The organism is Streptomyces sp. NPDC059866 (assembly GCF_042731325.1).
GTDB classification, from domain to species: Bacteria; Actinomycetota; Actinomycetes; order Streptomycetales; family Streptomycetaceae; genus Streptomyces; species Streptomyces flavusporus.
Genome location: NZ_JBHWJT010000009.1, coordinates 65,503 through 89,685, shown reverse-complemented (window position 1 = coordinate 89,685; position 24,183 = coordinate 65,503). Strand labels below are relative to the sequence as shown.

Below are 24,183 nucleotides of genomic sequence, written 5' to 3'. Positions count from 1 at the left end.
CGTGCAGTACGTACGGTAGTTTCCCGCGGCCCGTCTTAGAAGGGCAGGCCGGGGATACCGCCGCCCAGGCCCTGGGCCAGCGGGCCCAGCTTCTCCTGCTGGAGGTTCTGCGCGTTCTCGTTGGCCGCGTGGACGGCCGCGACGACCAGGTCGGCGAGGGTCTCGGTGTCCTCCGGGTCCACCGCCTTCGGGTCGATCTGCAGGGCGCGCAGCTCACCGGCTCCGCTCACAGTGGCCGTCACCAGACCGCCGCCGGCCTGGCCTTCGACCTCGGTCTGCGCCAGTTCCTCCTGCGCCCTCGCCAGGTCCTGCTGCATCTTCTGGGCCTGCTGCAGCAGCTGCTGCATATTGGGCTGGCCACCACCGGGGATCACGATCAGCTCCTCTTCCGGGGCTCGTGCGGCACGGGCTTTTCCCGTTCAGCACGAGCCTACGTGGTCCATGCGGCCGTCGCTCCAGCACTCTTTCGAGTGAGTCGACCAGATCTCCTATACCTGATCAAGACCCTCTTCCAGGCGGAAAAGTGGGGAAACCCGGGCCTTCGCCACCCATTGGGCGGTAGGAAGGGTCAGGCGCATCAACATCAGGCGTCGCGTACGACTGACAGGCCGTACGTCGTACGACATGTCACGCACCGTGATCAGTTGTGATCGGTAGGGAGTGCCGGGTGGGTCAGCCGGAGATGCAGCCCGAGGGGCCGCCTCAGGACGGGCGTGGCGAGGGTGCGGCCGGGCTGCGGCCGGGCGATCTGGCCGGGCGGGCCTTTCCGCTCGGGGACTGGGCCGAGCCCGCGGAGCGGCTGGACGAGCTGTACCGATGGGTGGAGCGGGGGGCGCTGGACACGGCGGCCTGGTATCTCGCCGACCGGGTGTGGAAGCGGCGGGCCGCGCGGTCGCTGCGGTGCGGGGCGGCGCTGGGGGCGGTGGCCGGGGCCGCGCTGCCGTTGCTGGATCTGACCCGGGTGGTCGGCGGGGCGGCGCCCTGGGGGTATCTGGCGCTGCTGCTCGCGGTGGCGTGCGTGGCCGTGGACCGGTTCTTCGGGGTGACGTCCGGGTGGATAAGGGACGTTGCCACCGCGCAGGCCGTACAGCGCAGGCTGCTCGCGTTGCAGTTCGACTGGGCGTCGGAGAGTGTGCGGGAGGTGCTGGGGCCGACGGAGGGGACGGCGAGTGAGGCGGCCGAGCGGTGCCTGTCCGTGTTGCGGCGGTTCACCGAGGACGTGACGGAGCTGGTGCGGACGGAGACGGCGGACTGGATGGTGGAGTTCCGTACCGGGGCCGGGCCGTTGGGGATTCAGTCGGCGGTGGGGTTCGGCGGGCGGGCGGACTGCGGTGCGGGCCAGGGGAGGCTTGCGGTGCCGCCGGGGGCTGCGCGGCCGAACATGCCTCGGCAGCGGCCGCCGGAGCCGAGGTGATCGGCGCGCCGGTTTCCTCGTGGCCGGCGTTGCGGTCGGCCGGGGGTGGGTCGCGCAGCCCGGCGCTTACGGGGTGCCGCCCGCGCCCACCCGTGCCGCCCCAGCGGCACGACTGCCCGCGGCCTGACTCACTCGCACAGCTTCGGGTCCCGCAGGCACGGTAGGTGGCCCTTTTCCCGGATCACCTTCTGGCTGGTGGACTCGTCGAAGTAGGCGAGGAAGCTCGCGGCGAGGGAGCCGGGGCGCGGGGTGCCGTGGGTGTAGGCGTACTCGATGTCCTTGTACGGATAGCGGCTGCCGCCCTGCTCGATCTGCCGGTCGTCGGGCTTGTCGCCGCCCAGGGCGACCATGTGCACGCCCTTCCGCTCCGCGGCGGAGGTGAGTTCGCTGTAGCCGATGGCGCCGGGCTGGTCCTCGACCATGTCCAGCACGTCCTTGGTGGAGGCGAGTTCGCAGCGGGTGACCGCGTCGCCGACGGGCTCGGGCGGCCTGCAGTCCAGTGACGTGCTCTGCGCCTTCTCCCAGTCGCCGAGCACCCGTTCCTGGAAGATCTGCCGCGTGCCCGACTCGTCCCCCCGGCTGACCAGGACGATGGGCAGGTCGGCGATCGCCTCCTCCTTCGGCAGGACCTCTCCCCAGCGCGTGTACTTGCCCGCGTAGATGTCCTGCACCTCCTGCAGGGACAGACCGCCCGAGCCGAGATCGACGTCCTTGGCGGGTTCGTCGTCCTTGTGGACGACGAGGGTGAAGACGGACAGCGCGACCTTCTCCCCCATCAGGTTCCAGCGCTTGCCCATCGGGCCGTCCGAGAAGGCGATCACGTTCCGGGCGGATTCCTCCGACTGCTCGGCCAGGTGGGCGAGTTCGGCCACGCCGGCCTCGCTGCCGCGCGTCTCGACCGAGATGTCCGCGCCCTCGCACTTCTTCTCGTACTGCTTCGCGAGCTTCTCGACGACCGGCTCGAAGGCGGTCGAGCCGGTCACGGTCAGCTCGCCCTGCTCGCACTCGATGGGGTTGCCGTCTCGCAGGAGGATGATGCCGGCGAGGCCGAGCACGGCAAGCGCGAGCGCGCCGCTGACCAGCTGGGCCGGGAGGCTGAACGTGCGCTGCTTCTCGTCCGGCTTGGGAGCCCTGTTGCGATGGACCCGACCGTCCTGGAGGTCACCGATCAGCTTGACCTCCCCGTTCACCCGGCCACCGGAGAGCAGCACGAGCAGCTTGAAGTGGTCACCGGGATTGAGCGGGACACGCGGGATGTACACCTTGTTGCCGTCGTGCTCGAACCCGTTGCCGCGCCTGAAGTGGCTGCCCAGGTGCTCGATACCGGACGGCTGGGTGACCGCGACGGCCTGTACCGTGCGTCCCGTGAACTCGGCGGTCAGGCCGTAGGCCTCGAACGCGGTGTAGTCGTCGCGGGAGACGCTCTGTGATCCGTCGTTCTCGATGCGCAGCAGGACGAGCGAGGCGTCGGCCATGTTCGGGACGTCGAAGTCCCCGAGGCGGGGGTTGGGAGACGCCCCGTCACCTATGGGGCTGTCCATCTGTACGCGGTAGCCGATCCGCTTCTGGCGCGGCACCCGGCGGTCGTACAGGAACATCGCGAGGGGCACGAGGACACCGACGACGGACGTGCCCACAGCGATGACGTTCTCATTGGTCAGCCACTCCACCGGTGGTCCCCCGCCACTCCCAGAGCCGAATGGTGGGATCACCGTACGTCTGCCCGAAGGGCACGTCAGGTCCTTCGCCCCGATGTTCGCTGTACGTTCAACTTACCCACGGGAAACGGGACTTCAGTCGTGGCCCGGTGGACGTCACTGGCGCCGGTACGTCAGTTTCTCCCCGGTGGCCGCGTTCACCCGCTGCAGACTGCCGTCCGGTTGCAGGGTGATCTCGGTCGCCGCGCCGGGGGTGCAGGCGGTGGCCGGTTCGCCGACGGTCACCGTGGACGGTCCGATCCGCACGGGGCCGTCGGAACTCGGCTGCTCGGCCAACCCGGCCTCGAAGACGCAGTGGTAGCTGCCGCCGTCCTCGGCGGGTCCGTCGGCGGTGAGGGACAGGACCGTGTCGCCCACCTCGCCCTGCTGGAGGGTGAGCCGACGGGTGTGCTGCCCGTTCGCGTTGTCGATCGTTGTCGTCCACGTGCCCAGGTACGCGGCCGGGATCGTCCCGTCGGCGGACTCGGAGGAGGCCGACGGTGTGGACGTCGGGGACGAAGCGGGCGTCTTGGGGGCGGAGGCCGTGGGCGCGGTACTCGTCCCGGCGACGGTCGGCCCGGGATCGGGGCTGCCCCCGCCGTCCAGGAGCGCGTACACCGACCCTCCGGCGGCAAGCGCGACGACCACCGCGACCACGACCAACGCGACGGTGGCACGCCCACTTCGGCGCGGGCGGTCCTCGGGCGGGCCGTAGGGCGAGGTGACGGTGGGGTCGGCGGGGGGCGGGCCGTACGGCGGGGTGGGGCCGAGCCCGCCGTAGGGGTTGCCGGGGGCGGCTGCGCCGTACGGTGCGCCGCTCGGCGGGGCGCCGTGGGGGCTGCCGCCTGGCGGGGCGCCGTAGAAACTCCCGCTCGCCTGGGCGCCGTACGGTCCACCCCCTGGTGCGCCGCCCTGCGGGATGCCGTCCCCCGGGGCGCCGTACGGTCCACCGGCCGGCCCACCCCGCGGTGCGCCGCCCGCCGGGCCCCCGTACGGGTTGGCCGGTGGCGGTGACTGTGGGTGGCCGTGGCCCTGTTGTGGGTAGCCGTATGCGGGATGGGGTGAGCCGGCGGCGATGGTCGGGAGGTGGTCGAGGGACGGGGGTGGGGCGGGGGTTGCCGGCGGGGCGGACTCGTCCGCGGCGGGGGCGTGTTCGGGTGTGGCGTCCGGGCCGCGGCCCGTTTCCTCGGCGCCGGGTCCCTCGGGGTTCTCCGTCTCCAGCAACCGCACCGCGTGCCGCCCGAGTTGGGCCACCAGTCCGCTGGGCAGCCACGGGTCCCGGGAACGCCCGCCGGTGACGGTGTCCTCCGCTCCCGTGCGTTCCAGGATGCCGTCCAGCGTGGGCCGGGCGGCGGGGTCCTTCTTCAGGCAGTGGCGCACGAGGTCGGCGATCCCCTCGGGCACGCCCTCCAGGTCGGGTTCCTCCTGGGCGATGCGGAACATCAGGGCGTGCACGCCGCTGTCGGCGCCGCCGAAGGGCAGGTTGCCGGTGGCGGCGTAGGCCAGCACCGAGCCCAGGCAGAACACGTCGCACGCGGGTGTGATGCGGTCGCCGCGCACCTGCTCGGGCGCCATGAACCCGGGCGAGCCGATGAGCGCGCCGGTCCGGGTCAGACCCCCGTCGGTCACCGTCTCCAGTGCCCGCGCGATCCCGAAGTCGATGACCCGTGGGCCGTCGATGGTCACGAGCACGTTGGAGGGCTTCAGGTCCCGGTGGACGATCCCGGCGGCGTGGATGTCCTTCAGCGCGTGCGCGAGCCCGGCCGCGAGGATCCGTACCGACCGCTCGGGCAGCGCCCCGTGGTCGTGCCCCACGACCTGCTGGAGGCTCGGCCCGGCGACGTATCCGGTGGCCACCCAGGGCACGGCCGCCTCGGTGTCGGCGTCGAGCACGGGCGCGGTCCAGTGCCCGCCGACCTGCCGGGCGGACTGCACCTCCTGCCGGAACCGGGCGCGGAACTCCTCCTGCGCGGCCAGTTCCGCCCGGACCAGCTTGACGGCGACGGTCCGGCCGCGGTCCGACCGGGCGAGGTACACCTGCCCCATTCCGCCGGCGCCGAGCCGCGCGAGCAGCCGGTACGCGCCGATCCTCGGTGGGTCCCCAGGCCCCAGTTTCTCCATGGCCGCGCCCGCCCCTCCCCCAAGTACACGCCCAGTTCGGACCGAGGATAGTGCGGGTCGTCAGGCCGCGGAGGGCATGGTCTGCACGGTTCCTCTACGGTTCCGTAACGGGCGGGCCCACCTGTTCCAGCGCCTCGGACAGTCGTTCCAGCACCCGTACCGCCTCGGCGAGCCCGTCGTCCCCGAGGGCCTCGGCGAGCCGGTCGGCGTAGGCGGCGTGCGCCGGGCCGATCCGGTCGACGGCGGCCCGCCCCTCGGCCGTCGGCGCGAGGAGCTTGGCGCGGCGGTGGGCGGGGTTGGGCCGGTACTCGGCCAGGCCACGCTCGACCAGCAGATCGGCGATGCGCTGCACGCTCTGCCGGGTGATGCCCATGACGCGGGCGATCCCGGCCACCGGCAGCGGTTCCCGCAGCACCGCCCCCAGCACCTGCCACCAGGCCGCCGTCAGACCGACGGGCCGCGCCAACTCCTCGGCCACAGCGAGGAATTGACCGTTCAGCCGGAACGCGCCGAGCGCGCTGCGGCTGAACAGGTCCTGTCGCTCCCGGCTCACTGCCCGCCCGCCTGCTCGAGTACGGCGTACGCCTCCGCGTCGGAGTCGTGGAACAGCCGGTACCAGGCGTCGAGCACATCGCCCTCGTACACGCCGAGCAGCCGGAAGATCTCCCGGGCGAAGGCGACGGGCTCGGTCGGACCGGCCGTGATCAGCTTGCCGTCGGTGACGGCATCGGCGTCGACGTACCGCTCGCCGCCGCCGTAGCCGGTGGCCGCGAGGTAGAAGGACACGGCGCTGGTGTGGGTGCGGTCGTCGAGCAGTCCCTCGCGGGCGAGCCCGGCGGTGGCCCCGCAGATCGCGGCGACGGGCACACCGGCGTCGAGGAACTCCCGCGCCTTGCGGGCGAAGGGCGCGAGGTCGTTACCGGTGTCCCAGAGGTCGCCGCCCGGGAGGATCAGCAGGGCGCTGTCCTCGGGGCGTACGTCGTCCAGGGCGAGGTCGGGCAGGATGCGCAGTCCGCCGATGCTGGTGACCGGGTCGGTGGACGGGCCGACGGTGCGGATCTCGTACCCGGCGCGGGCGAGGTGTGCCGTCGCGTGGCCGGTCTCCCAGTCGGCGAGGGTGTCGTACACGGCGTGATGGACGGGCTTGCGGCCTGCGTTCATGACTCCTCCTCCGAGGACGTTCTCCAAAGGTGCGCTCCACGATGACAGCATTCTGTCAATTGGACAACGTGCTGTCAATACATCTCATCGGCTCCCACCCGTCGACAACCTGTCGCGGAAACCCCCGGACCGCAGACAGGACGCCGATATCGCGTCCGTATCGCGGACACCTACCCTCGGCCGCATGACCCCTCAGCCAAACCCCGAGGCCGGCGCCGCCGTGAAGGCCGCGGACCGTGCGCATGTCTTCCACTCCTGGTCCGCACAGGAGCTCATCGACCCGCTCGCCGTCGCCGGCGCGGAGGGGTCGTACTTCTGGGACTACGACGGCAGGCGCTACCTCGACTTCACCAGCGGGCTCGTCTACACGAACATCGGCTACCAGCACCCGAAGGTCGTCGCCGCGATCCAGGAACAGGCCGCCACCCTGTCCACGTTCGCGCCCGCCTTCGCCATCGAGGCCCGCTCCGAAGCGGCCCGGCTCATCGCCGAGCGCACCCCGGGCGACCTGGACAAGATCTTCTTCACCAACGGCGGTGCCGACGCCGTCGAGCACGCGGTGCGCATGGCCCGGCTGCACACGGGCCGCCCGAAGGTGCTCTCCGCCTACCGCTCGTACCACGGCGGCACCCAGCAGGCCGTGAACCTCACCGGCGACCCGCGCCGCTGGGCCTCCGACAGCGCCACGGCCGGCGTCGTGCACTTCTGGGCACCCTTCCTCTACCGCTCCCGCTTCTACGCCGAGACCGAGGAGCAGGAGTGCGAGCGGGCGCTGGAGCACCTGGAGACGACGATCGCCTTCGAAGGGCCGTCGACCATCGCCGCGATCATCCTGGAGACGATCCCGGGGACGGCGGGGATCATGGTTCCGCCGCCGGGATATCTCGCCGGGGTGCGTGAGATATGCGACAAGTACGGCATCGTCTTCGTCCTGGACGAGGTCATGGCCGGGTTCGGACGGACCGGCGAATGGTTCGCGGCGGACCTGTTCGACGTCGTACCGGACCTGATGACCTTCGCGAAGGGCGTGAACTCCGGATACGTGCCGCTGGGCGGCGTCGCCATCTCCGGGAAGATCGCGGAGACGTTCGGGAAGCGGCCGTACCCCGGCGGGCTGACGTACTCCGGCCACCCGCTGGCCTGCGCCGCCGCCGTCGCCACGATCAACGTGATGGCCGAGGAAGGCGTCGTGGAGAACGCCTCCCGGCTGGGCGCCGAGGTCCTTCAACCCGCGCTGCGGGAGCTGGCCGAGCGGCACGCCTGCGTGGGCGAGGTACGCGGCGTGGGCATGTTCTGGGCCCTCGACCTGGTGAAGAACAAGGAGACCCGCGAGCCGCTGGTGCCGTACAACGCGGCCGGTGAGGCGAACGCGCCGATGGCGGCGTTCGCGGCAGCGGCGAAGGCGGGCGGGGTGTGGCCGTTCGTGAACATGAACCGCACCCATGTCGTGCCGCCGTGCAACGTGACCGAGGCGGAGCTGAAGGAGGGGCTGGCGGCGCTGGACGCCGCCCTGACGGTGGCTGACGAGTACACGGCATAACCGCGGCCCGGCATCCGAACGCGTAAGGTGGCGTGCTCGTAGACATGTACGAGCACGCCATTCTGCGCAGCGAGAGGAAGCCCTCGACCATGCCCGGCACCAGCGGCAACGGCGCCGTGACCCGTAGCACCCTGCGGCAGCAGATCGCGGACGCGCTGCGGGACGAGGTGTTGTCCGGGCGGCTGCAGCCGGGGCAGGCGTTCACGGTGAAGGAGATCGCCGAGCAGTACGGCGTCTCCGCGACACCGGTGCGTGAGGCGCTGGTCGACCTGTCCGCGCAGGGTCTGCTGGAGGCCGACCAGCACCGGGGCTTCCGCGTCCGCGAGTACTCCCTGCGCGACTTCCGTGGCCTCGTCGAGGCCCGCACCCTGGTGATCGACGGAATGTTCCACGCCCTCGACGAGGGCCGCAAGGAGTTCCGGGACCTCACGGATCCGCGGGCGGCGGCCGCGTTCGCGGGCGTACGCCGGCGCGGCGAGGAGGCGCAGCGCGCCGCCAACGCCGGTGATCTCACCGTCCTGATCGGCTACGACCTGCGTTTCTGGCGCGAGCTCAGCAGCCTGTTCGGCAACCCGTACCTCGTGGACTTCCTGCACCGGCTGCGCGTGCAGTCCTGGGTGTGCGCGGTGCAGCATCTGCGCCGGGTGACCGATCTGCGCGGCCACCTATGGGCGGACCACACCGAACTGGTCGACGCCCTGGTGCGCCGCGACACCGTCGCCGCCCGCTCGATCATCGCCGCCCACAACGCTCACTCCCTCGCCCTGGTCGAGAGCCTCACCGCGAGCTGAGCGGGTATGGGACCTGTACAGGTGGGGACCCGTGCGGCCCCCACGCATTACGCTGCCCTGACCACCGTGCTGTGTCGTTCGTGCTACGCGCTTGCGAGGAGCCCTCTTTTGGCCTGTGACCTGTGGCTGGTACCGCTCGTCGACGTGTTGTGCCACACCCCCGACAACCCGTTCGCCGAGGAACTCGCGCAATACAACAAGGTGCTCGCCGAGGCCGGGCTGCCGCCGGTGCCGGTGTACCAGTACATGCCGGGACTGTCCGGGGAGGTCGCCCCGGTGGCCGGCTTCGACTACGACGCCCTGCACTTTCTGCGCCGCGCCTACCTGCTCCAGGTCTGCGGGCTGCCGGTGACACCGGTGGACGAGCTCGGCGGCGACTACGAACAGCTCCTGGAGATGTTCGAGACGACAGCCCAGCAGTCACATCTCGTCTGGCACTACGACCACGCCGGGGCGTACGTCCCCGTCGACTTCCCGCACCCGCTCTCCGACGACGAACTCCTCGCCGGTGGCGGCCCGTTGGGCTCCTCGCAGTCACTGCTGAGGGAGCTGGAGTTCGTGGCCCCGTCGATCGGCATCGACCCGGCCAACCCCCCGGCCGCCCCCCAACCCCCGCTGGCCCCCACGGAGTTGGAGGAGCCAGCGGTCCCCGCTCCGTACGACCCCAGCCCCTTCGCCCGGGAACGCCACGTCTGGCTGGGGCTGCATGCGGCGGCGACGCGGAGTCTCGCGCAGGGTTCGATGATCGTCTTCAGCTGAGGCCCTGCGGGAGGACGCGGGCACTCCGGCGCCCTCCCCGCCAGGACCGCCGTCAGTTCTGCTCGACGATGCGGATGGTGCGGACGCCCGTGCCGCGGTAGCGGGTGGGTGTCCTCGTCAGGACGGGACGGCCGTGCGGCCACTCGACGGTGGGCAGGGCGAGGTGCAGCACGTGAGCGCCGCTCCAGTCCGGCTCGTCCTTGCCGTACGTGCCATCATCCCCAGCGGCCGCGGTCCGCAGGCGCTTGCCCACGGCGGTCGCTGCGGCGAAGTCGAGCCCCTCGATGTTGACGGACGGCAGCGCGCCGAGATGCTCGGCCACCCCGGCTCGCTCCCGCTCGGCGGCGGCGAGGCTGAGCGCCGGGATGTAGACGCACAGGGCTGGGTCCTTCTCGGCCTCGACGACGAGCCGGGAGGCCATGCTGTTCCCCGCGCCGAGGGCAAGGGCGGCGGTGTCGTCGAAGATGACGGCTCGCGGCAGCGGGTATCGGTCCTTGTCAGTCACTGGACCTCCCCGATGCGCCCGGCCTCCAGGTCGGCCCACAGCTTCTCGCCGGCCTTCTCGTCCTCCTCGGTGTACGGCCTGCCGAGGAAGTGCTCCTCCACGTACGCCTTGGTCTCCTCGTACCGCTTGCGCAGCTCTTCCTTGGTGGGCGTGGCGCCGGCCAGCTCCGCCACGAGGTCCCGCATGCTCATGCCGCGATCGCGGGCCAGCTCCTGGAGACGGTCACGGACGGCGGGGTCGACCTTGATCGTGGTATCAGGCATGAGGACAGCATACCGGCGGTATACCACCTCGGGGCGTACGAGTGTGACGGTCATCGGCACTCCGTTTCTTTCGAAGGGCCCGGCGCGCGGATGCGAGCCGGGAGTCTGTCTGCCTACGCGGGCGCCGGCTGCCCGCGCAGCAGCGCGCGGGCGAGGGCGCCGCCCCGCCGGGCAGCCTCGCGGTAGACGGAGGCGCCGGGCTTGCGGATCTCGACCTGGACGGTCGTGACCGGCGGGGCAGTTGATGCGTCGGGCCGCTTGCGGCGCAGGCGGTTCTCGACGAGGGCGCGCGGCGAGTACACGGGCGACGGCAGCCCGTCCGTCAGCGCCGCCCGCACCTGCGCGCTGCTGGCCCCCGCGTCCCACCACGCCTCGACGAGCGGCGCCAGCCGCAGTGCCTCGGCGGCGCCGAGCGTGAGCCGGGGATCCGTACGGCCGAGGGAGCCCAGCAGCTTCGCGGCGAGCGCGGTGCGCTCGCTCGGCGCGTGCGAGTCGGGCGACGGCGGGGAGGGAGGTTCTTGTTCCCCGGTCTTTTCCCCCGAAGGGGGAGCGCCCGACGGGGTGGATTCCGACTCGCCGGAGGCCAGGTTCTGGGCTTCCTCGGAATCACCCGTTGGTGGCTCGTCCTCGTACGGAGTGTCGAACACCTCGTAGACGGTGGTGAGTTGGCCCGTCTCCCGGTCCTTGCGCACCACCCGCCGCAGATAACGGGATTCCTCCAGCTCATGCAGCGCGGCGGCGATCCGGGCCCGCCCCTCCTTGCGCTGTTCGGCGAGCGTACGGATGGTGGCGCGGGCGCCGTTCGGGAGACTCAGGAGGTACGTCAGTACGCCTACCGCGCACCAGGAGATGCTCCGGTCGCGGAGAAGAGCGTTGGAGAAGACGGAAAAGGCGCGCGTGGGCGTCGTACGATGAATGCGCATCTGGAGATTTGGCTCCGGGTGTCGAGCCCCCGGGTGTTGGCGCACCGCGGGGGCGTTCTCTTGTTGGCGTGACTCTATGGCCACGCAGAGCGACGAGCGCAAGCTGGAACTGGCTTTTCCTGGGCGGGAGTTCGCTTGATTCACTCCGGAGAGTGAAGGGCGGCCCGCAGGGCCCTGGGCCCTGGTGAATCGCTGGGCCTCATCGAGCAGTTGGCAGGAGAACTCCAGTGACCAGCACCCTGCGGCGGTTCAATGCCCGAAAAACCGCAACACTTCCTCCAGATCTGTCGCACTTTTCCGGTCAGGTACCACCCCGCCCTTCCCAAGCTGACCGCCATGAGTCGATCGACCCCCTCTGTTTGGCAGCCGGGGACGGGCGCGGTGCACCGCGCGGCCCTGGACGCGCTGGCCCAGCACGGCCCCCGGCAGGTCGGCGTGACACACATCGCGCGCCTGGCCCGCTGCAACCGCTCCTACCTCTACCGGAACTGGGCCGGCCCGCAAGCACTGATCCGGGACGCCACCGTGGCGGAGCTCGCCCGCCTGCTCCATGTGGCCCGCGAGGTGCCCGGCCCTCTGCCGCCGCCACACTGTCTCGAGGTCAGCTTCGTGGTGCGGGCGGCGCGTCTGCTGCGCGAGCACCCCGTTGCCAGGACCATGGCCCTGACCGCCCCGGAGCTGGTCCATGCCGCCGTGCTGCGTCCGACGACCGTGTGGCACGACATGGCCTGGTCCTGGCTGAGCCAACACGTGACCGGACACCTGCCGAGGGGCGCCACGCAGGACATGGTCACACTCGCCGTCCTCACCACCGCCCTGCCCTACGCCCTCACCCCGCCCGCTGACGCCTCGGATCTCTCAGAACGCGCCGTGATCGACGCCCGGTTGAGTACGGCCGTACATCTCTGCCTCGGCGTCTCGCCCCCATGCACCGACTGCGAGCCCTGAGCCCGCCGGTGTCAGTCGCAGGACGTGCGGTAGGACAGGTGCGGGAACAGCCGTTTCCACTGGTCCTTCGGGACGCTCAGGGGGTACGACTTGCACATCTCCGTGTAGAGGTGGTCGCTGTCGAAGTCCAGGACGTAGGTGCTCCGGTCGGCCAGGGAGCTGCCCCAGGTCCGCTCGATGGTGACCGCCAGCCAGCGAGGGCCCTCGGGCAGGTCCGAGCGGGGTACCTGGACGTCCTCCGCGTTCGGCAGCTCGACGAACTCCGGGGTGTCCCACCTGCCGTCCGGGCCGACGGTCCAGATGCGGTACGGGCCGCCCGTCACCACGTGGCGGCCGTCCGGGGTCATGGAGATGGAGGAGACCGCACGGTCGAGCAGTAGGTCGTGCTTCTTCTTCGGATCGGTGGGGTCGGTGACGTCCCAGAACTCGACGGTGCCGTCGCTGAGCGCTGTCGCCAACTCCCCCTTGACGGTGGGGAAGTAGTCACCGGGAGCGCCGGGGATCCGGGCGCCCCCCTCCGGGTACGCGGGACGGGACAGGTCCCACACGAGGATGTTGTCCCCGACATCCTCCGTGACGAGTTGCTGGGACCCGGCGTCGTACATCGCGCCCTTCATCAGCGCCACGTCCTTGATGCGTCCTCCCTTGCGGGGTCGGGCCGGGTCGGAGAGGTCCCACAGTCTGAGGTGCCGTTTGTTCTCGACGGTCGCCAGTGAGCGGTCCCCGGCGAACCAGAGGTCTCCCGTGCTGAAGAGGCCCCCGCTGACCGGTGCGTCGACCGTGGCGACGCGTACCGGCTTCGCCGGGTCCTTGATGTCGTACAGGGCGATGCCGCGTTCCTCTGCCGAACCCGCGGCCAGCAGCCGGCCGTCCGGGCTCACCACGACGCGCGGGACGTCGGCGGTGAGGTGGATGCTGCCGCCCCTTGTCGGCCCGCCGTCGGAGTCGAACTCCCAGAACTGGAAGGTGTGCTCCAGTCCCTTGGTCCAGTAATGAGCAAGAAGGACAGGTGTCTTGGGGCTGTTGAGGAAGTAGTTCGCCTCCCAGCCCTTCGGCAGTGTGTAGTGGACCCTCGGTGCACGGAGGTCACTGATGTCCCACACTCGTGTCCTGGTCGTGTAATCGGCGTTCTCGGTCTGGGCGAGGACCAGCCTGCCGTCGCCGCTGAAGGCACTGGTGCCTGCCTCGACGATGGACGGCACCCTGCCCTCGATCGCGGACGCCCACGTCCGGCCGGGCCACAGCCGTATTTCGCCGGCCACATCACCAGCCGCGAGATACCGGCTGTCCGGACTGTAGGCGACCGACTGGGCGGGCTCGCCCGACGGCAGCGCCGAGAGAGACTGCCAGTTCTCCACCTCCGACACCTTTCCGGTCACGTCGCGCCGGTGAACGCCGTTGTCCCGGTCCGCGCCCGCGAGGAGTCTGCCGTCCCCGCTGAAACTGAGCGAGGGAATGCCGTCCGGGTCGCTGCCCAAGTAGTCCCGGTACTCCTCCACCTCGACACGCCGCAGTTCCCGTCCGTCCGCCAGCTCCCACCAGGCGGCCTTCCCACTGGCCCCGGTCGCGACGACCAGGTCGCGCTTCGGGTGTGCGGCGACCGCCATGACCGTCTCGGCCCGCTCGGTGTCCAGCAGCTCGGGCCGGTCCGGATCGGTGAGGTCCCACAGCCGCACCTGGGCGGGCTGTCCGCCGTCCCCTTCCTCGTTGCCGTTGCCGGTGATCAGGTGACGTCCGTCGCGGGTGAACGCCAGCGAGATCACCTCCGTCTCGGCGATCGTCCGCTCCACCCGCAGCGCGGGGTGCGCCGGGTCGCTCACGTCCCACAGCCGGAGCCGTCCCGCCTCGCTGCCCGCCGCCAGCGTCCTGCCGTCTCCACTGAACGCGAGGGTGAACGTCGCGCCCTCGGCGATCGACAGCCGCGCCACCCGCTTGGGTTTCATCGCGTCGGTGGTGTCCCAGAGCGTCAGCGACGTCGCCGTCTGCGCAGCCAGCACCCGCGTACGGGGGTGATAGGCGATGGCCGCGTTGCCGTCCGCCTTGAACCCGCCCGCCTCAGCCGGCACCGCGGGCTTCGACACATCCCACAACCGCACCCGCCCGCCTCGGTGACTGGCGGCCAGCACCTCACCGTCCGGGCTGTAGGCGAGATTGAGCACCGGCTTGCGCTCTCCCTGAGCCGGCGACAGATGCGTCGGCGCCACCGTGGTCGCCGCCGCGTACAGGCTCGACCGCGTCTCCGAGGTCTGCGCCGTGCGGTACGCGGCGAGGCTGAGCTGCAGCGCCGCCCGCGGGTCGCGTTCGCGCATGATGTCGGCCTTGATGGCCAGTTCCCGCGCGATCAGACTCCGTTCCCGATCCGCCGCCTGGCCGTTCTCGTAGAACGCCCAGCCCGCCAACACCCCGGCCACCAGGGCGAGGGCGGACAACCCCGCGATCCAGGCCCGCGTGACGGATCGCCTGCGCCGCTGCGCCTGGTCGGCGGCGGTGACGAAGTCCCGTACCACCTGTCGGACGGGGAGCCGGGAGGACTCCTCGGCAGCGACGAGCGCCTTCGCCTCGTCCAGGCCCGTCCCCGTCCACAGACCGCTGCCGTGGTCGGACCACGACTCCGCCGATTCTGTCAGCCGCCGCAGCCGCAGCAGATCGCCGCGCACCTCGGCGATCCAGCCCTGCAGCCGCTGCCACGCGTAGAGCAGCGAGTCGTGGCCGAGCTGTGCACCGCCCTGCTCGTCCACGACGACGAGGCGGGCATCCGCGAGGCGGCGCAGCAGGTCCTCGGCGGAACCGGCCAGTTCCTCCCGCGGGACCCGGCGGCGCACCAGCCTTCCCTCGCCGTCGGCGACCTGGACCATCGCCAGCATCAGTCGGCGCAGTCGGGCTCGGCCGTCGTCGTCGAGATCTGCGTAGATGCCCTCGGCGGTGCGGGCGACGGCGTCCCGAATGCCGCCGGCCTGCTGGTAGGCGGCGTAGGTGAGTGTCGTACCGCGCCGACGCAGCCATATCTCCCGCAGCACGTGGGCCAGGAACGGCAGCGCGGCCGCGTCGCCCGGCCCGCCGCCCGCCCGCTCCTCGTTCACCTCGCGCCGCAGGATCTGCGGGACGCCCTCCTCCCACTGGAGTCCCTCGTACCGGGCGGGTCCCACGATGGCCGCCTCGACCTCGGCGTCGTCGAGGGCGGGCACGGTGAAGTGGTCCCGCGCCACGAGCGGGGCCAGATGACGGTCGCGCAGGGCGTCGTCGTGGTAGTCGGCTCGCAGGGCCAGCACGATGCGGGGGCCGTCGGCGGCGGTGAGCGCGGTGGCGAAGCGCCGCTGCTCGGTCGCGTCGGCGCCGTGCGTGAAGTACTGCTCGAGCTGGTCGACGACCAGGACTCCCGGCGCCCGTACTGCCTTGGCGTCGGAGGCGGGGCGGCTGAAGCGGCCCTGTTCCAGATCCCGTACGACCTCGGTGAGCGGCCGGTCCACGGCTGCCGCCCAGGCCTCCGCGAGCGCCCGGAACGGCTGCGCGCCCGGCGCCGACACGATCCGTACGCTTCCCAGCCCCGCGTCCTCGGCCGCCGTGCTCAGCCCGGCCCGCAGCAGCGAGGACTTGCCGACGCCCGAGGTGCCGATCACCACCAGCGGCTCGCCGGGCCGGGTCTGCGCGACGCGCCGCAGCAGCTCGCGGGTCACCTTCTCGCGGCCGAAGAAGAGGTGATGCTGCTCGGGCAGGAACGGCACGATGCCCGGGTAGGGGCTGACCGCGTCCGGGTCATCGGGGGTGGAGGCAGTCTCGGGGCTCGGGGTGTAGCGGCGGTTGGCGGTGAGGACCCGTTCCGCCATGCGGGCCGTGCCGCCACCGTACGGCCGCGCGGGGCCGCCCTGCAGCCGCTGGTCGAGGAGCCGGTAGAGGCTGCCCGGCGTCAGGCGGGGCGGGCCGCCTGCGTCGCCCTCCCGCAGCAGGTTCAGCAGCTCACCGGTGAACAGGGTGTACTCGGCGCCCTCGGGGGCGTACGCCAGGGTGTCGCGCAGGGCGGAGGCGAGCAGATAGCTGCCCTGGGGCCGGCTGCCGCCGAACGGGTCCGAGGCCGGCGGGCGGCGCGGCTCCCGGGCGTTTCCGGCGAAGCAGCAGTCGAGGATGACGAGCGGATCTGCGGGCCCGTCGCTGAGGTAGCGCTCGATCTCGTCGTACGGGACGGAGTGCGCGGTGTCGGTGAGGGACCTGGTCGCCGCCGTCGCCAGATACAGCCGCCCGCCCGGCCCGCGCAGTCCGTGGCCGACGTGGCAGAAGACGACGGCTCCGCTCTCGTACCGGCCCTGCGTCGGTCCGGCGAGGTCCACGGCCTCGGCGAGTGCCGCAAGGACCTCGCTCGGTGACTCGGGGTCGCACAGCAGCCGGACCCGGTCGCCCATGCCGCACTCCGTGGCCAGCGCCTCGGCCAGGGCCTTCGCCGACGGTACGGCGGACGGGAGCGCAGCCAGCCGATCGCCCGGGTGGCTTCCGGTGCCGACCACCACCGCCCGGCAGCCGGGCCCCGTCAGGTCCGGCCTCCCCCGTGACGGCATGGTCAGTCTCCCTGCCCGGCCCGGTCTTCCGTCCCGTCGGTGGCCGGTCGCTGCCGAAGGGCCTCCGCGACCTGCTGCGCCAGCTCGCTCGCGCCTTCCGCCGTCAGCCCGCGGACCTTCTCGGAGGAGACGACGACCTGGGTGCCGTCCGGCTGGTTGATGGTGACGGTCTGGTTGCCCCGGCGGTTCTGCAGCCAGACCACCACCGCCGCTCCGACGGCCGCCGTCGGCCCGCCCGGGGCCAGGACCAGCGTCAGCACCTCGCTCCACGCCCCCATGGCCCCCGCCGGGACGCCGACCGGGGACTCCCGCCGGACCAGACTCAGCAACTGGGGATCCTGACGCAGCCAGTCGTACAGGTCGTCCGTGGCGCCGGCGCGGTCGCCGGTCTCCGTGTCAACGGCCAGTGTGATGCGCACCTTGCTCCCTCTGGAGAACACCAGTACCCAACCGCAACTGTCACTGCAAAACTAACATCCCCAACTACCCGTGCAAACGGGGCAGTTGGGGATGTCGTGCAAAGAGTCCAGGGATCAGATGTCAGATGAACGAGTTGATCTCGATCGTCTCGTCCCGGCCCGGGCCCACGCCGATCGCGGAGATCGGGGCGCCGGACATCTCCTCCAGCGCCTTGACGTAGCTCTGGGCGTTCTTCGGGAGGTCGGCGAAGGTCTTCGCCTTCGAGATGTCCTCCGACCAGCCGGGGAGCATCTCGTAGACCGGCTTGGCGTGGTGGAAGTCGGACTGGGAGTACGGGAGCTCGTCGACGCGCTGCCCGTCGATCTCGTAGGCGACGCAGACCGGGATCTGCTCCCAGCCCGTGAGGACGTCCAGCTTCGTCAGGAAGAAGTCGGTCAGGCCGTTGACCCGGGTCGCGTACCGGGCGATGACCGCGTCGAACCAGCCGCAGCGGCGGTCACGGCCGGTCGTCACGCCCCGCTCGCCGCCGATACGGCGCAGCGCCTCGCCGTCCTCGTCGAAGAGCTCCGTCGGGAACGGGCCCGCGCCGACTCGGGTCGTGTAGGCCTTCAGGATGCCGATGACACGGCTGATCTTCGTGGGGCCGACGCCTGCGCCCGTGCAGGCGCCGCCCGCGGTCGGGTTCGAGGAGGTGACGAAGGGATACGTGCCGTGGTCGATGTCCAGGAGCGTGCCCTGGCCGCCCTCGAAGAGGACGACCTTGTTGTCCTCTAGGGCCTGGTTGAGGATCAGGACCGTGTCGGCGACGTACGGCTTGATCTGCTCCGCGTAGCCCAGCAGCTCCTCGACGACCTGCTCCACGGCGATCGCGCGGCGGTTGTAGAGCTTGGTGAGGATCTGGTTCTTGACGTCGAGCGCGGCCTCGACCTTCTGCTGGAGGATCGACTCGTCGTACAGGTCCTGGACCCGGATGCCGACACGGTTGATCTTGTCCGCGTACGTCGGACCGATGCCGCGGCCGGTCGTGCCGATCTTGCGCTTGCCGAGGAAGCGCTCCGTCACCTTGTCGACAGTGACGTTGTATGGCGTGATGATGTGCGCGTTGCCGCTGATCAGGAGCTTGGACGTGTCGACGCCGCGCTCGTTCAGCCCGCTCAGCTCGGAGAGCAGGACCGAGGGGTCGACGACAACGCCGTTGCCGATGACCGGCGTGCAGCCGGGGGACAGGATTCCGGAAGGGAGCAGGTGGAGGGCATACTTCTGGTCACCCACGACCACCGTGTGGCCGGCGTTGTTGCCACCCTGGTAACGCACCACGTAGTCGACGGATCCGCCGAGGAGGTCCGTTGCCTTTCCCTTGCCTTCGTCACCCCACTGAGCACCGAGCAGCACAAGTGCGGGCACGCGCGTACACCCCTTCCGGGTGGGGCATGTCCAAGGTCAGAGGCGTACGCGGCACGGCCTGTGCCTCGTACACCGGCGACCTTCGTCGGCCGCAACCTGTCGGACCGGATGCCCCGGAATAGACGAAGCCCCTGGCGCAATAGCGCAAGGGGCTCTTGCACAAAGATGCTACCCGAGGAAGCGAGGCATGACCGAGGTGGCGACTTTCGCGATGTCCGATCAGCTGCTGGTGGTGATCGATCCGGTCGCCCGGAGGACGGACGGGGAGTCCGTGCGGATCGCGAAAGACGTGCTCAGCGCGGGTGCGGCGACGAAGGTGTGCCTGCCGGACGGGCCGGAGGAATTCGCGCGGGCGCTTGAGCGCAGGGGGTCGCGACGGCCGGTGGTGGTCGGTGACGACCGTGCTCTGATGCGGGCCGTGTCGCTGCTGCACCGGCAGCGGGAGCTGGCCGGATGTGTGCTGTCGGTCGTGCCGGTCGGCTCGGCTCTCGAGCTCGCCGGGGCACTGGGTGTGCCGACGGGGGCGGTGGCGGCGGCGCGGGCCGTGCTGGAGGGGGTCGAGCGGCGGCTGGATCTGCTCGTCGACGACAGTGACGGGGTGGTGCTGGGCACGCTGCGGATTCCGCCGGTTCCCGTGCGTGAGGCGGACGATCGGCCGGGTGCGGCGGCTGCGCGGCCGTGGCTGCGGACGTGCCAGTCGCTGGTACGGACGCTGGTGCCGGCGCGGTCCTCCCGAGGGGCGGCGCCGGAGGCGGGAACCGTTGCCCGGCCCTCCCGGCTGCGGGTCGAGGTCGACGGCGTGACGCTGGTGGACGTCGGCCAGCCGCTGGAAGCGGTGTCCGTGGCGCCGGACGGCTCGGGCGCTGCGGACGTGGAGGTGCGGCCGGCGTCGGTCGGTGCGGAGGCAGCACCTCTGAGGGCGGCCGGGCGGAGCGTGACGGTGTCCGGGGCCGACTTCCGGTACCGCGCGGACGCGGCGGTGGCAGGCCCGGTGCGGAGGCGGACGTGGACGGTGTGGGAGGGAGCGCTGGGCCTGACGGTGCCGGGGTGAGGGCCTTGTTCCTGCGCCTGTCGTCTACGAACTGCTGCCGAACTCCTTGTCCCGGTGCTCCCGCCAGCGTTCCATCAGCTTGCCGAGCTCGCCCTCCAGGTACTCGAAGAAGGCGAGCGTCTCGGCGATCCGCTGCCCACCGGGGGTCGCGGCGCCGAGGCTGTCGACGCCCTCGCGCAGGGTCTGCTCCCAGCGTTTGAGCACGGCGTCGCGGTTGGTCAGCGCCTCGTACCACTGATCGCTGTGCACCCGGTACCGCTCGCGCCGCGAGCCGGGTTCCCGTTCACGGGAGACCATGTGCACCTGGGCGAGATAGCGCACCGCGCCGGAAACGGCGGCAGGGCTGACCTGGAGCTGTGCGCCGAGTTCGGCGGAGGTCATGGCGCCGGAGTCGGACGCGAGCAGCGCGGCGAACACGCGAGCGGCCATACGCTGCATCCCGGCCTCGACGAGCTGGGCGGCGAAGCCCTCCACGAACTTCGACACGGCCTCCGCGTCCCGTCCGGCCTCCGCTGATTCCGTCATGCGCTCATCCTATCGGGGATTTATACGCTTCCTTAACTTCACAAGTTTCTGAAAGAAGCGTACGTTCTGAAGCATGACGAAGGCAATCACCGTCTCCGGACTGCACAAGTCGTTCGGCAAGACCCATGCGCTCGACGGCCTGGACCTGGACGTCGAGACCGGCGAGGTCCACGGCTTCCTCGGCCCCAACGGCGCCGGCAAGTCCACCACCATCCGTGTCCTGCTCGGTCTGCTGCACGCCGACTCCGGCGCCGCCCAGGTGCTCGGCCGCGATCCCTGGACGGACGCGGTGGAGGTGCACCGCCGCATCGCCTACGTCCCCGGCGACGTCACCCTGTGGCGCAACCTCTCCGGCGGCGAGGTCATCGACCTGTACGGCCGTCTGCGCGGAGGCCTGGACAAGCGGCGCCGCACGGAACTCATCGAGCGGTTCGAGCTGGACCCGACGAAGAAGGGCCGCACGTACTCCAAGGGCAACCGCCAGAAGGTCGCCCTCGTCGCCGCGTTCGCCTCGGACGTGGACCTGCTGATCCTCGACGAGCCGACCTCGGGCCTGGACCCGCTGATGGAGGAGGTCTTCCAGCGCTGCGTCGAGGAGGAGCGCGAGCGCGGCCGGACGATCCTGCTCTCCTCGCACATCCTCAGCGAGGTCGAGGAGCTCTGCGACCGGGTCAGCATCATCCGCAAGGGGCGCACGGTGGAGACCGGTTCGCTCGCCGACCTGCGCCATCTGACGCGGACCAGCGTGACCGCCGAGCTGGCCGGTCCGCCCAACGGGCTCTCCCACCTGCCCGGCGTGCACGACCTCGACATCCAGGACCGGCGGGTCCGCCTCCAGGTCGACACCGACAAGCTGAACGACGTACTGAAGTCGCTCAGCGAGTCCGGCGTGCGGTCCCTGACGTCGACGCCGCCCACTCTGGAGGAGCTGTTCCTGCGGCACTACCAGGACGAGATCGGTGACGAGGTGGCTGCGCGATGACCGCCGCGGCCTTCGCCGTACGGGCCGGCGGCTCGCGCCAACTGGCCGGCACCGGCACGCTGTTGCGCTTCGCGCTGCGCCGCGACCGGGCCATGATCCCGATCTGGGTCGGCGTCAACGCGCTCATGGTGCTGTCCATGCCGAACACGCTCAAGAACCTGTACGGCACCGCCGCCGAACGCGCCGACCTGCTGCAGCAGATGGAGACCAACGCCTCGCTGCGCGCCATGCTCGGCCCGGTCTTCGACGACTCGTTCGGCGCGCTGACCGCCTGGCGGATCGGCGTGTACGCAGGGCTGCTCGCCGCCGTGATGAGCCTGCTCATCGTCGTACGGCACACCCGTGACGAGGAGGAGAGCGGCCGGCAGGAGATGATCTCCTCGGCCATGGTGGGCCGGCGCGCCCCGCTGACCGCGGCGCTGCTCGCGGCGGCGGTCGCCAATGCGGTGCTCGCGCTGCTGATCGCCGGGGGTCTGGCCGGTCAGGGAGCCTCGGGGGCACTGGCCCTCGGGCTCGGCATCGCCGGCGTCGGGATGGTGTTCGCGACGATGGCCGCGATCGTCGCCCAGTTCACGGAGAGCGCGCGACTGGCACGCGGGCTGACGGCCGCGGTGCTCGGCGCCGCATTCGTGCTGCGCGCGGCGGGCGACTCGGCGACGGACGACGGTTCGTCCCTCCTGACCTGGATCTCGCCGATCGGCTGGCTGGAGAACCTGCGGCCCTTCGCGAACGAACGGTGGTGGGTGCTGCTGCTGTTCGCGGCCGCCGCGGTCATCCAGGGGGCGGCGGCCTACGAGCTCGCCGGGCGCCGCGACGTCGGCATGAGCTTCCTGCCGAGCCGCCCGGGGCCGGCGGACGGCCGGCTGGGTACCGCGGGGGCACTGGCCTGGCGGTTGCAGCGGGGCAGCGTGCTCGGCTGGAGCATCGGCTTCCTGCTCGCCGGGATCGTCTACGGCGCGATGACCGAGGGCGCGGCCGACCTGGTCGGCGACAACGAGCAGGCCCGCGAGATCTTCCGGCGCATGGGCGGCCAGTCGGCCCTCACCGACACCTTCCTGGCGTCGATGGTCGGCATGCTCGGACTGGTCGCCGCCCTGTACATCGTCGCGTCCGTACTGCGGCTGCACGGCGAGGAGACGTCCGGACGGGCGGAACCGGTGCTGGCCGGTGCGGTCGGACGGCTGCGCTGGGCCTTTGGCCACCTGCTGATCGCCTTCGGCGGCACCGTCCTGATCATGCTGCTCGCCGGGCTCGGCCTCGCCGCCGGGTACGGCAAGGAGTTCTGGCCGATCCTGGGCGCCTGTCTGATCCAGCTGCCGGCGATCTGGGTGATCGGCGGGCTCGCGGTACTGCTCTACGGGGTGTCGCCGCAGCTGGCTGTGGCCGCCTGGGGCGTTGCCGGAGCGGTGCTGCTCATCGGGTGGATCGGGCCCGCACTGGATGTTCCGCAGGCGGTGCTGGACGTGTCGCCGTTCGGGCATCTGCCCAAGCTGCCGGGCGGGGAGATGGAGTGGGGCGCGGTGTCCGTCCTGACCGGGATCGCGGTGGTGCTGGTGGCCGGTGGGCTGGCGGGACTGCGGCGGCGGGACGTGACCAGCAGCTGACCGGGGAACCTTCGGGCGGCCTGTGCGCGTCCCTCCCGGGCATGGGGGAACGTACGCAGGCCGCTCTGGGATGTCTGACCGTGGCCGCCGGGGCCGGTACGGGGCTCGCCGTGTGGGCGGTCGGTGTGCGGGAACGGCTGTGGCGGTTCGAGCAGAGCCCGGACTGGAAGGTCCTCTACGCCGAACTGCCGCTCGCGATCCTCGGCGGGATCGCGGTCGGCCTCGCCGTCTGGGCCCTGGCCCAGCGCGTCAGGTCGCGACGCTCAGCCCGTCGAGGCCCCTGATCACGAAGTTCGGCTTGCGCTCCGGCTCCGCCGCCAGGGTGAGCGTCGGGGCCTTCTCCAGCAGGGCCCGCATCGAGGCCGCCAGCTCGATACGGGCCAACGGGGCGCCGATGCAGTAGTGGATACCGGCGCTGAAGGAGATGTGCGGGTTGTCCTTGCGGGTGAGGTCGAGGCGCCCCGGGTTCCGGAAGACCTCGGGGTCGTGGTTGGCGGAACCGAAGAGCATGGCGATCTCCGCGCCGCGCGGGATCACCGTGCCGTCGATCTCGATCTCGTCCAGCACCCAGCGTTCGAAGAGCTGGAGCGGGGTGTCGTAGCGCATCAGCTCCTCGACCGCCGAGGGGATCAGGGAGTGGTCCGCGCGCAGGGCGGCCAGCTGGTCCGGCTTGCGGAACAACGCCCACCAGCCGTTGACCGTGGCGTTCACCGTGGCCTCGTGGCCCGCGTTCAGCAGCAGGACGCAGGTCGAGATCATCTCCTGCTCGGTGAGGCGGTCACCCTCGTCGTGCGCCGCGATCAGGCCGGAGACGAGGTCCTCGCCGGGTTCCTTGCGGCGCTGGGCGATCAGCTCCCTCAGGTACTGCGAGAACTCGACCGACGCCCGCACCGCCTTCGTCGCCGCCTCCTCGGACGGGTTCAGCTCGTACATCCCGCAGATGTCGGCCGACCAGGGGCGCAGCGGGGCGCGGTCGGACTCCGGGATGCCGAGCATCTCGGCGATCACCGCCACCGGCAGCGGCTCCGCCACATCCGTCAGCAGGTCCCCGCCGCCCGCCTCGACCAGGCGGGAGACCAGGTCGCCGGCCAGGCCGTCCACATACGGCTTCAGCCGCTCGACCGTCCGCGGTGTGAACGCCTTCGACACCAGGCGCCGGATCCGCGTGTGGTCCGGCGGCTCCAGGTCCAGCATTCCGTGGTCGTTGAGCGTGTGGAACGGCTCGTGCTCCGGCGGGGGCGGCGTGCGCCCGAAGTCCTCGTGACTGAACCGGTGCTGGTACGTCCGGCCCAGGCGCCGGTCGCGCAGCAGCGCCGAGACGTCCGCGTGGTGCGGGACCAGCCACTGGTCGGTGGGCTCGAAGTAGAGCACGCGGCCTCGAGCCCGCAGCTCCGCGTAGGCGGGGTAGGGGTCGGCGACGAACGCCGGGTCCCACGGGTCGAAGGCGAGGTCAGAAGCAGCTGCCATGAACGGACGCTAGCCCGGGACCCCGCCGTCTGACCAGGGGTGTCCGACGGCCGGGCGTTCG

22 protein-coding genes are annotated in these 24,183 nt (G+C 71.3%); 9 read left to right on the top strand and 13 right to left on the bottom strand.

The features are described 5' to 3' along the window. Window positions 1-35 precede the first annotated feature (35 nt). Entirely contained in the window at window positions 36-374 is a 339-nt protein-coding gene (locus ACFV7R_RS15985; protein WP_385263910.1) for a YbaB/EbfC family nucleoid-associated protein, read from the bottom strand. A 293-nt stretch (window positions 375-667) separates the two neighbouring features. On the opposite strand from ACFV7R_RS15985, the gene ACFV7R_RS15980 reads away from it, so the two are divergent. Next, complete coding sequence (locus ACFV7R_RS15980) at window positions 668-1,414, top strand: SLATT domain-containing protein (protein WP_385263909.1); 747 nt, start codon at window positions 668-670, stop codon at window positions 1,412-1,414. A 128-nt stretch (window positions 1,415-1,542) separates the two neighbouring features. Here the strand turns inward: ACFV7R_RS15980 and ACFV7R_RS15975 are convergent, their stop codons facing one another. The 4 genes from ACFV7R_RS15975 to ACFV7R_RS15960 form a co-directional block, all read right to left on the bottom strand. Then, window positions 1,543-3,084, bottom strand: a complete 1,542-nt coding sequence (locus ACFV7R_RS15975; RefSeq protein WP_385263908.1) for a substrate-binding domain-containing protein — start codon at window positions 3,082-3,084, stop codon at window positions 1,543-1,545. Window positions 3,085-3,228: 144 nt separating this feature from the next. Then, the gene (locus tag ACFV7R_RS15970; protein WP_385263907.1) at window positions 3,229-5,232 is read right to left on the bottom strand and encodes a serine/threonine-protein kinase; all 2,004 of its coding nucleotides are present in this window, start codon (window positions 5,230-5,232) and stop codon (window positions 3,229-3,231) included. 94 nt (window positions 5,233-5,326) lie between these two features. Continuing rightward, window positions 5,327-5,785 (bottom strand): MarR family winged helix-turn-helix transcriptional regulator, encoded by a 459-nt coding sequence (locus ACFV7R_RS15965; RefSeq protein ID WP_385263906.1) that lies wholly within the window; start codon window positions 5,783-5,785, stop codon window positions 5,327-5,329. Beyond that, window positions 5,782-6,393, bottom strand: a complete 612-nt coding sequence (locus ACFV7R_RS15960; protein ID WP_385263905.1) for a type 1 glutamine amidotransferase family protein — start codon at window positions 6,391-6,393, stop codon at window positions 5,782-5,784. Before ACFV7R_RS15960 ends, ACFV7R_RS15965 begins: the two co-directional genes overlap by 4 nt. 184 nt (window positions 6,394-6,577) lie before the next feature. Here ACFV7R_RS15960 and ACFV7R_RS15955 point away from each other — a divergent pair, with 184 nt between their 5' ends. The 3 genes from ACFV7R_RS15955 to ACFV7R_RS15945 all read left to right on the top strand — a co-directional run bounded on the left by ACFV7R_RS15955 (window position 6,578) and on the right by ACFV7R_RS15945 (window position 9,483). Continuing rightward, window positions 6,578-7,933: an aspartate aminotransferase family protein gene (locus tag ACFV7R_RS15955; protein ID WP_385263904.1), complete on the top strand. Its 1,356-nt coding sequence runs from the start codon at window positions 6,578-6,580 to the stop codon at window positions 7,931-7,933. An 89-nt stretch (window positions 7,934-8,022) separates the two neighbouring features. Next, window positions 8,023-8,724 (top strand): GntR family transcriptional regulator, encoded by a 702-nt coding sequence (locus ACFV7R_RS15950; protein WP_385264117.1) that lies wholly within the window; start codon window positions 8,023-8,025, stop codon window positions 8,722-8,724. A gap of 108 nt (window positions 8,725-8,832) precedes the next feature. Continuing rightward, window positions 8,833-9,483 carry a hypothetical protein gene (locus ACFV7R_RS15945; protein WP_385263903.1) on the top strand — a complete coding sequence of 217 codons (651 nt, stop codon included), beginning with the start codon at window positions 8,833-8,835 and terminating at the stop codon, window positions 9,481-9,483. Window positions 9,484-9,535: 52 nt separating this feature from the next. Here the strand turns inward: ACFV7R_RS15945 and ACFV7R_RS15940 are convergent, their stop codons facing one another. The 3 genes from ACFV7R_RS15940 to ACFV7R_RS15930 all read right to left on the bottom strand — a co-directional run bounded on the left by ACFV7R_RS15940 (window position 9,536) and on the right by ACFV7R_RS15930 (window position 11,174). Further along, on the bottom strand, window positions 9,536-9,988 hold the full coding sequence (locus ACFV7R_RS15940; protein WP_385263901.1) for a hypothetical protein: 453 nt from the start codon (window positions 9,986-9,988) through the stop codon (window positions 9,536-9,538). Further along, window positions 9,985-10,251, bottom strand: a complete 267-nt coding sequence (locus ACFV7R_RS15935) for a hypothetical protein (protein WP_224739904.1) — start codon at window positions 10,249-10,251, stop codon at window positions 9,985-9,987. Before ACFV7R_RS15935 ends, ACFV7R_RS15940 begins: the two co-directional genes overlap by 4 nt. A gap of 113 nt (window positions 10,252-10,364) precedes the next feature. Further along, the gene (locus tag ACFV7R_RS15930; RefSeq protein WP_385263900.1) at window positions 10,365-11,174 is read right to left on the bottom strand and encodes a hypothetical protein; all 810 of its coding nucleotides are present in this window, start codon (window positions 11,172-11,174) and stop codon (window positions 10,365-10,367) included. A gap of 336 nt (window positions 11,175-11,510) precedes the next feature. Here ACFV7R_RS15930 and ACFV7R_RS15925 point away from each other — a divergent pair, with 336 nt between their 5' ends. Further along, window positions 11,511-12,122 carry a TetR/AcrR family transcriptional regulator gene (locus ACFV7R_RS15925; protein WP_385263899.1) on the top strand — a complete coding sequence of 204 codons (612 nt, stop codon included), beginning with the start codon at window positions 11,511-11,513 and terminating at the stop codon, window positions 12,120-12,122. An 11-nt stretch (window positions 12,123-12,133) separates the two neighbouring features. On the opposite strand, the gene ACFV7R_RS15920 is transcribed toward ACFV7R_RS15925, so the two are convergent. The 3 genes from ACFV7R_RS15920 to ACFV7R_RS15910 form a co-directional block, all read right to left on the bottom strand. Continuing rightward, entirely contained in the window at window positions 12,134-16,669 is a 4,536-nt protein-coding gene (locus ACFV7R_RS15920) for a hypothetical protein (RefSeq protein WP_385263898.1), read from the bottom strand. 2 nt (window positions 16,670-16,671) lie between these two features. Continuing rightward, window positions 16,672-17,088 carry a hypothetical protein gene (locus ACFV7R_RS15915; RefSeq protein ID WP_385263897.1) on the bottom strand — a complete coding sequence of 139 codons (417 nt, stop codon included), beginning with the start codon at window positions 17,086-17,088 and terminating at the stop codon, window positions 16,672-16,674. 121 nt (window positions 17,089-17,209) lie between these two features. Next, the gene (locus ACFV7R_RS15910) at window positions 17,210-18,493 is read right to left on the bottom strand and encodes an adenylosuccinate synthase (RefSeq protein ID WP_129803702.1); all 1,284 of its coding nucleotides are present in this window, start codon (window positions 18,491-18,493) and stop codon (window positions 17,210-17,212) included. Window positions 18,494-18,680: 187 nt separating this feature from the next. On the opposite strand from ACFV7R_RS15910, the gene ACFV7R_RS15905 reads away from it, so the two are divergent. Next, on the top strand, window positions 18,681-19,544 hold the full coding sequence (locus ACFV7R_RS15905) for a diacylglycerol kinase (RefSeq protein ID WP_385263895.1): 864 nt from the start codon (window positions 18,681-18,683) through the stop codon (window positions 19,542-19,544). A gap of 24 nt (window positions 19,545-19,568) precedes the next feature. Here ACFV7R_RS15905 and ACFV7R_RS15900 read toward each other — a convergent pair whose 3' ends face one another. Beyond that, on the bottom strand, window positions 19,569-20,069 hold the full coding sequence (locus ACFV7R_RS15900; RefSeq protein ID WP_385263894.1) for a GbsR/MarR family transcriptional regulator: 501 nt from the start codon (window positions 20,067-20,069) through the stop codon (window positions 19,569-19,571). A 73-nt stretch (window positions 20,070-20,142) separates the two neighbouring features. Between ACFV7R_RS15900 and ACFV7R_RS15895 the strand changes: the two genes are divergently transcribed. From ACFV7R_RS15895 to ACFV7R_RS15885, 3 genes are read left to right on the top strand one after another with little or no spacing between them, the layout of a single operon-like run. Then, the gene (locus ACFV7R_RS15895) at window positions 20,143-21,051 is read left to right on the top strand and encodes an ATP-binding cassette domain-containing protein (RefSeq protein ID WP_385263893.1); all 909 of its coding nucleotides are present in this window, start codon (window positions 20,143-20,145) and stop codon (window positions 21,049-21,051) included. Beyond that, the gene (locus ACFV7R_RS15890) at window positions 21,048-22,655 is read left to right on the top strand and encodes an ABC transporter permease (protein ID WP_385263891.1); all 1,608 of its coding nucleotides are present in this window, start codon (window positions 21,048-21,050) and stop codon (window positions 22,653-22,655) included. The genes ACFV7R_RS15895 and ACFV7R_RS15890 overlap by 4 nt, the downstream gene beginning before the upstream one ends. Window positions 22,656-22,696: 41 nt before the next feature. Then, entirely contained in the window at window positions 22,697-22,939 is a 243-nt protein-coding gene (locus ACFV7R_RS15885; RefSeq protein WP_385263889.1) for a hypothetical protein, read from the top strand. On the opposite strand, the gene ACFV7R_RS15880 is transcribed toward ACFV7R_RS15885, so the two are convergent. Next, the gene (locus ACFV7R_RS15880; RefSeq protein ID WP_385263888.1) at window positions 22,905-24,122 is read right to left on the bottom strand and encodes a cytochrome P450; all 1,218 of its coding nucleotides are present in this window, start codon (window positions 24,120-24,122) and stop codon (window positions 22,905-22,907) included. The two genes, ACFV7R_RS15885 and ACFV7R_RS15880, sit on opposite strands and share 35 nt — an antisense overlap. Window positions 24,123-24,183 lie beyond the last annotated feature (61 nt).

Coding starts and splice junctions, on each gene's coding strand:
- ACFV7R_RS15905 (WP_385263895.1), top strand. CDS start 18,681: ATGACCGAGGTGGCGACTTTCGCGATGTCCGATCAGCTGCTGGTGGTG.
- ACFV7R_RS15895 (WP_385263893.1), top strand. CDS start 20,143: ATGACGAAGGCAATCACCGTCTCCGGACTGCACAAGTCGTTCGGCAAG.
- ACFV7R_RS15960 (WP_385263905.1), bottom strand. CDS start 6,393: ATGAACGCAGGCCGCAAGCCCGTCCATCACGCCGTGTACGACACCCTC.
- ACFV7R_RS15885 (WP_385263889.1), top strand. CDS start 22,697: ATGGGGGAACGTACGCAGGCCGCTCTGGGATGTCTGACCGTGGCCGCC.
- ACFV7R_RS15925 (WP_385263899.1), top strand. CDS start 11,511: ATGAGTCGATCGACCCCCTCTGTTTGGCAGCCGGGGACGGGCGCGGTG.
- ACFV7R_RS15880 (WP_385263888.1), bottom strand. CDS start 24,122: ATGGCAGCTGCTTCTGACCTCGCCTTCGACCCGTGGGACCCGGCGTTC.
- ACFV7R_RS15920 (WP_385263898.1), bottom strand. CDS start 16,669: ATGCCGTCACGGGGGAGGCCGGACCTGACGGGGCCCGGCTGCCGGGCG.
- ACFV7R_RS15930 (WP_385263900.1), bottom strand. CDS start 11,174: ATGCGCATTCATCGTACGACGCCCACGCGCGCCTTTTCCGTCTTCTCC.
- ACFV7R_RS15950 (WP_385264117.1), top strand. CDS start 8,023: ATGCCCGGCACCAGCGGCAACGGCGCCGTGACCCGTAGCACCCTGCGG.
- ACFV7R_RS15955 (WP_385263904.1), top strand. CDS start 6,578: ATGACCCCTCAGCCAAACCCCGAGGCCGGCGCCGCCGTGAAGGCCGCG.
- ACFV7R_RS15935 (WP_224739904.1), bottom strand. CDS start 10,251: ATGCCTGATACCACGATCAAGGTCGACCCCGCCGTCCGTGACCGTCTC.
- ACFV7R_RS15970 (WP_385263907.1), bottom strand. CDS start 5,232: ATGGAGAAACTGGGGCCTGGGGACCCACCGAGGATCGGCGCGTACCGG.
- ACFV7R_RS15890 (WP_385263891.1), top strand. CDS start 21,048: ATGACCGCCGCGGCCTTCGCCGTACGGGCCGGCGGCTCGCGCCAACTG.
- ACFV7R_RS15900 (WP_385263894.1), bottom strand. CDS start 20,069: ATGACGGAATCAGCGGAGGCCGGACGGGACGCGGAGGCCGTGTCGAAG.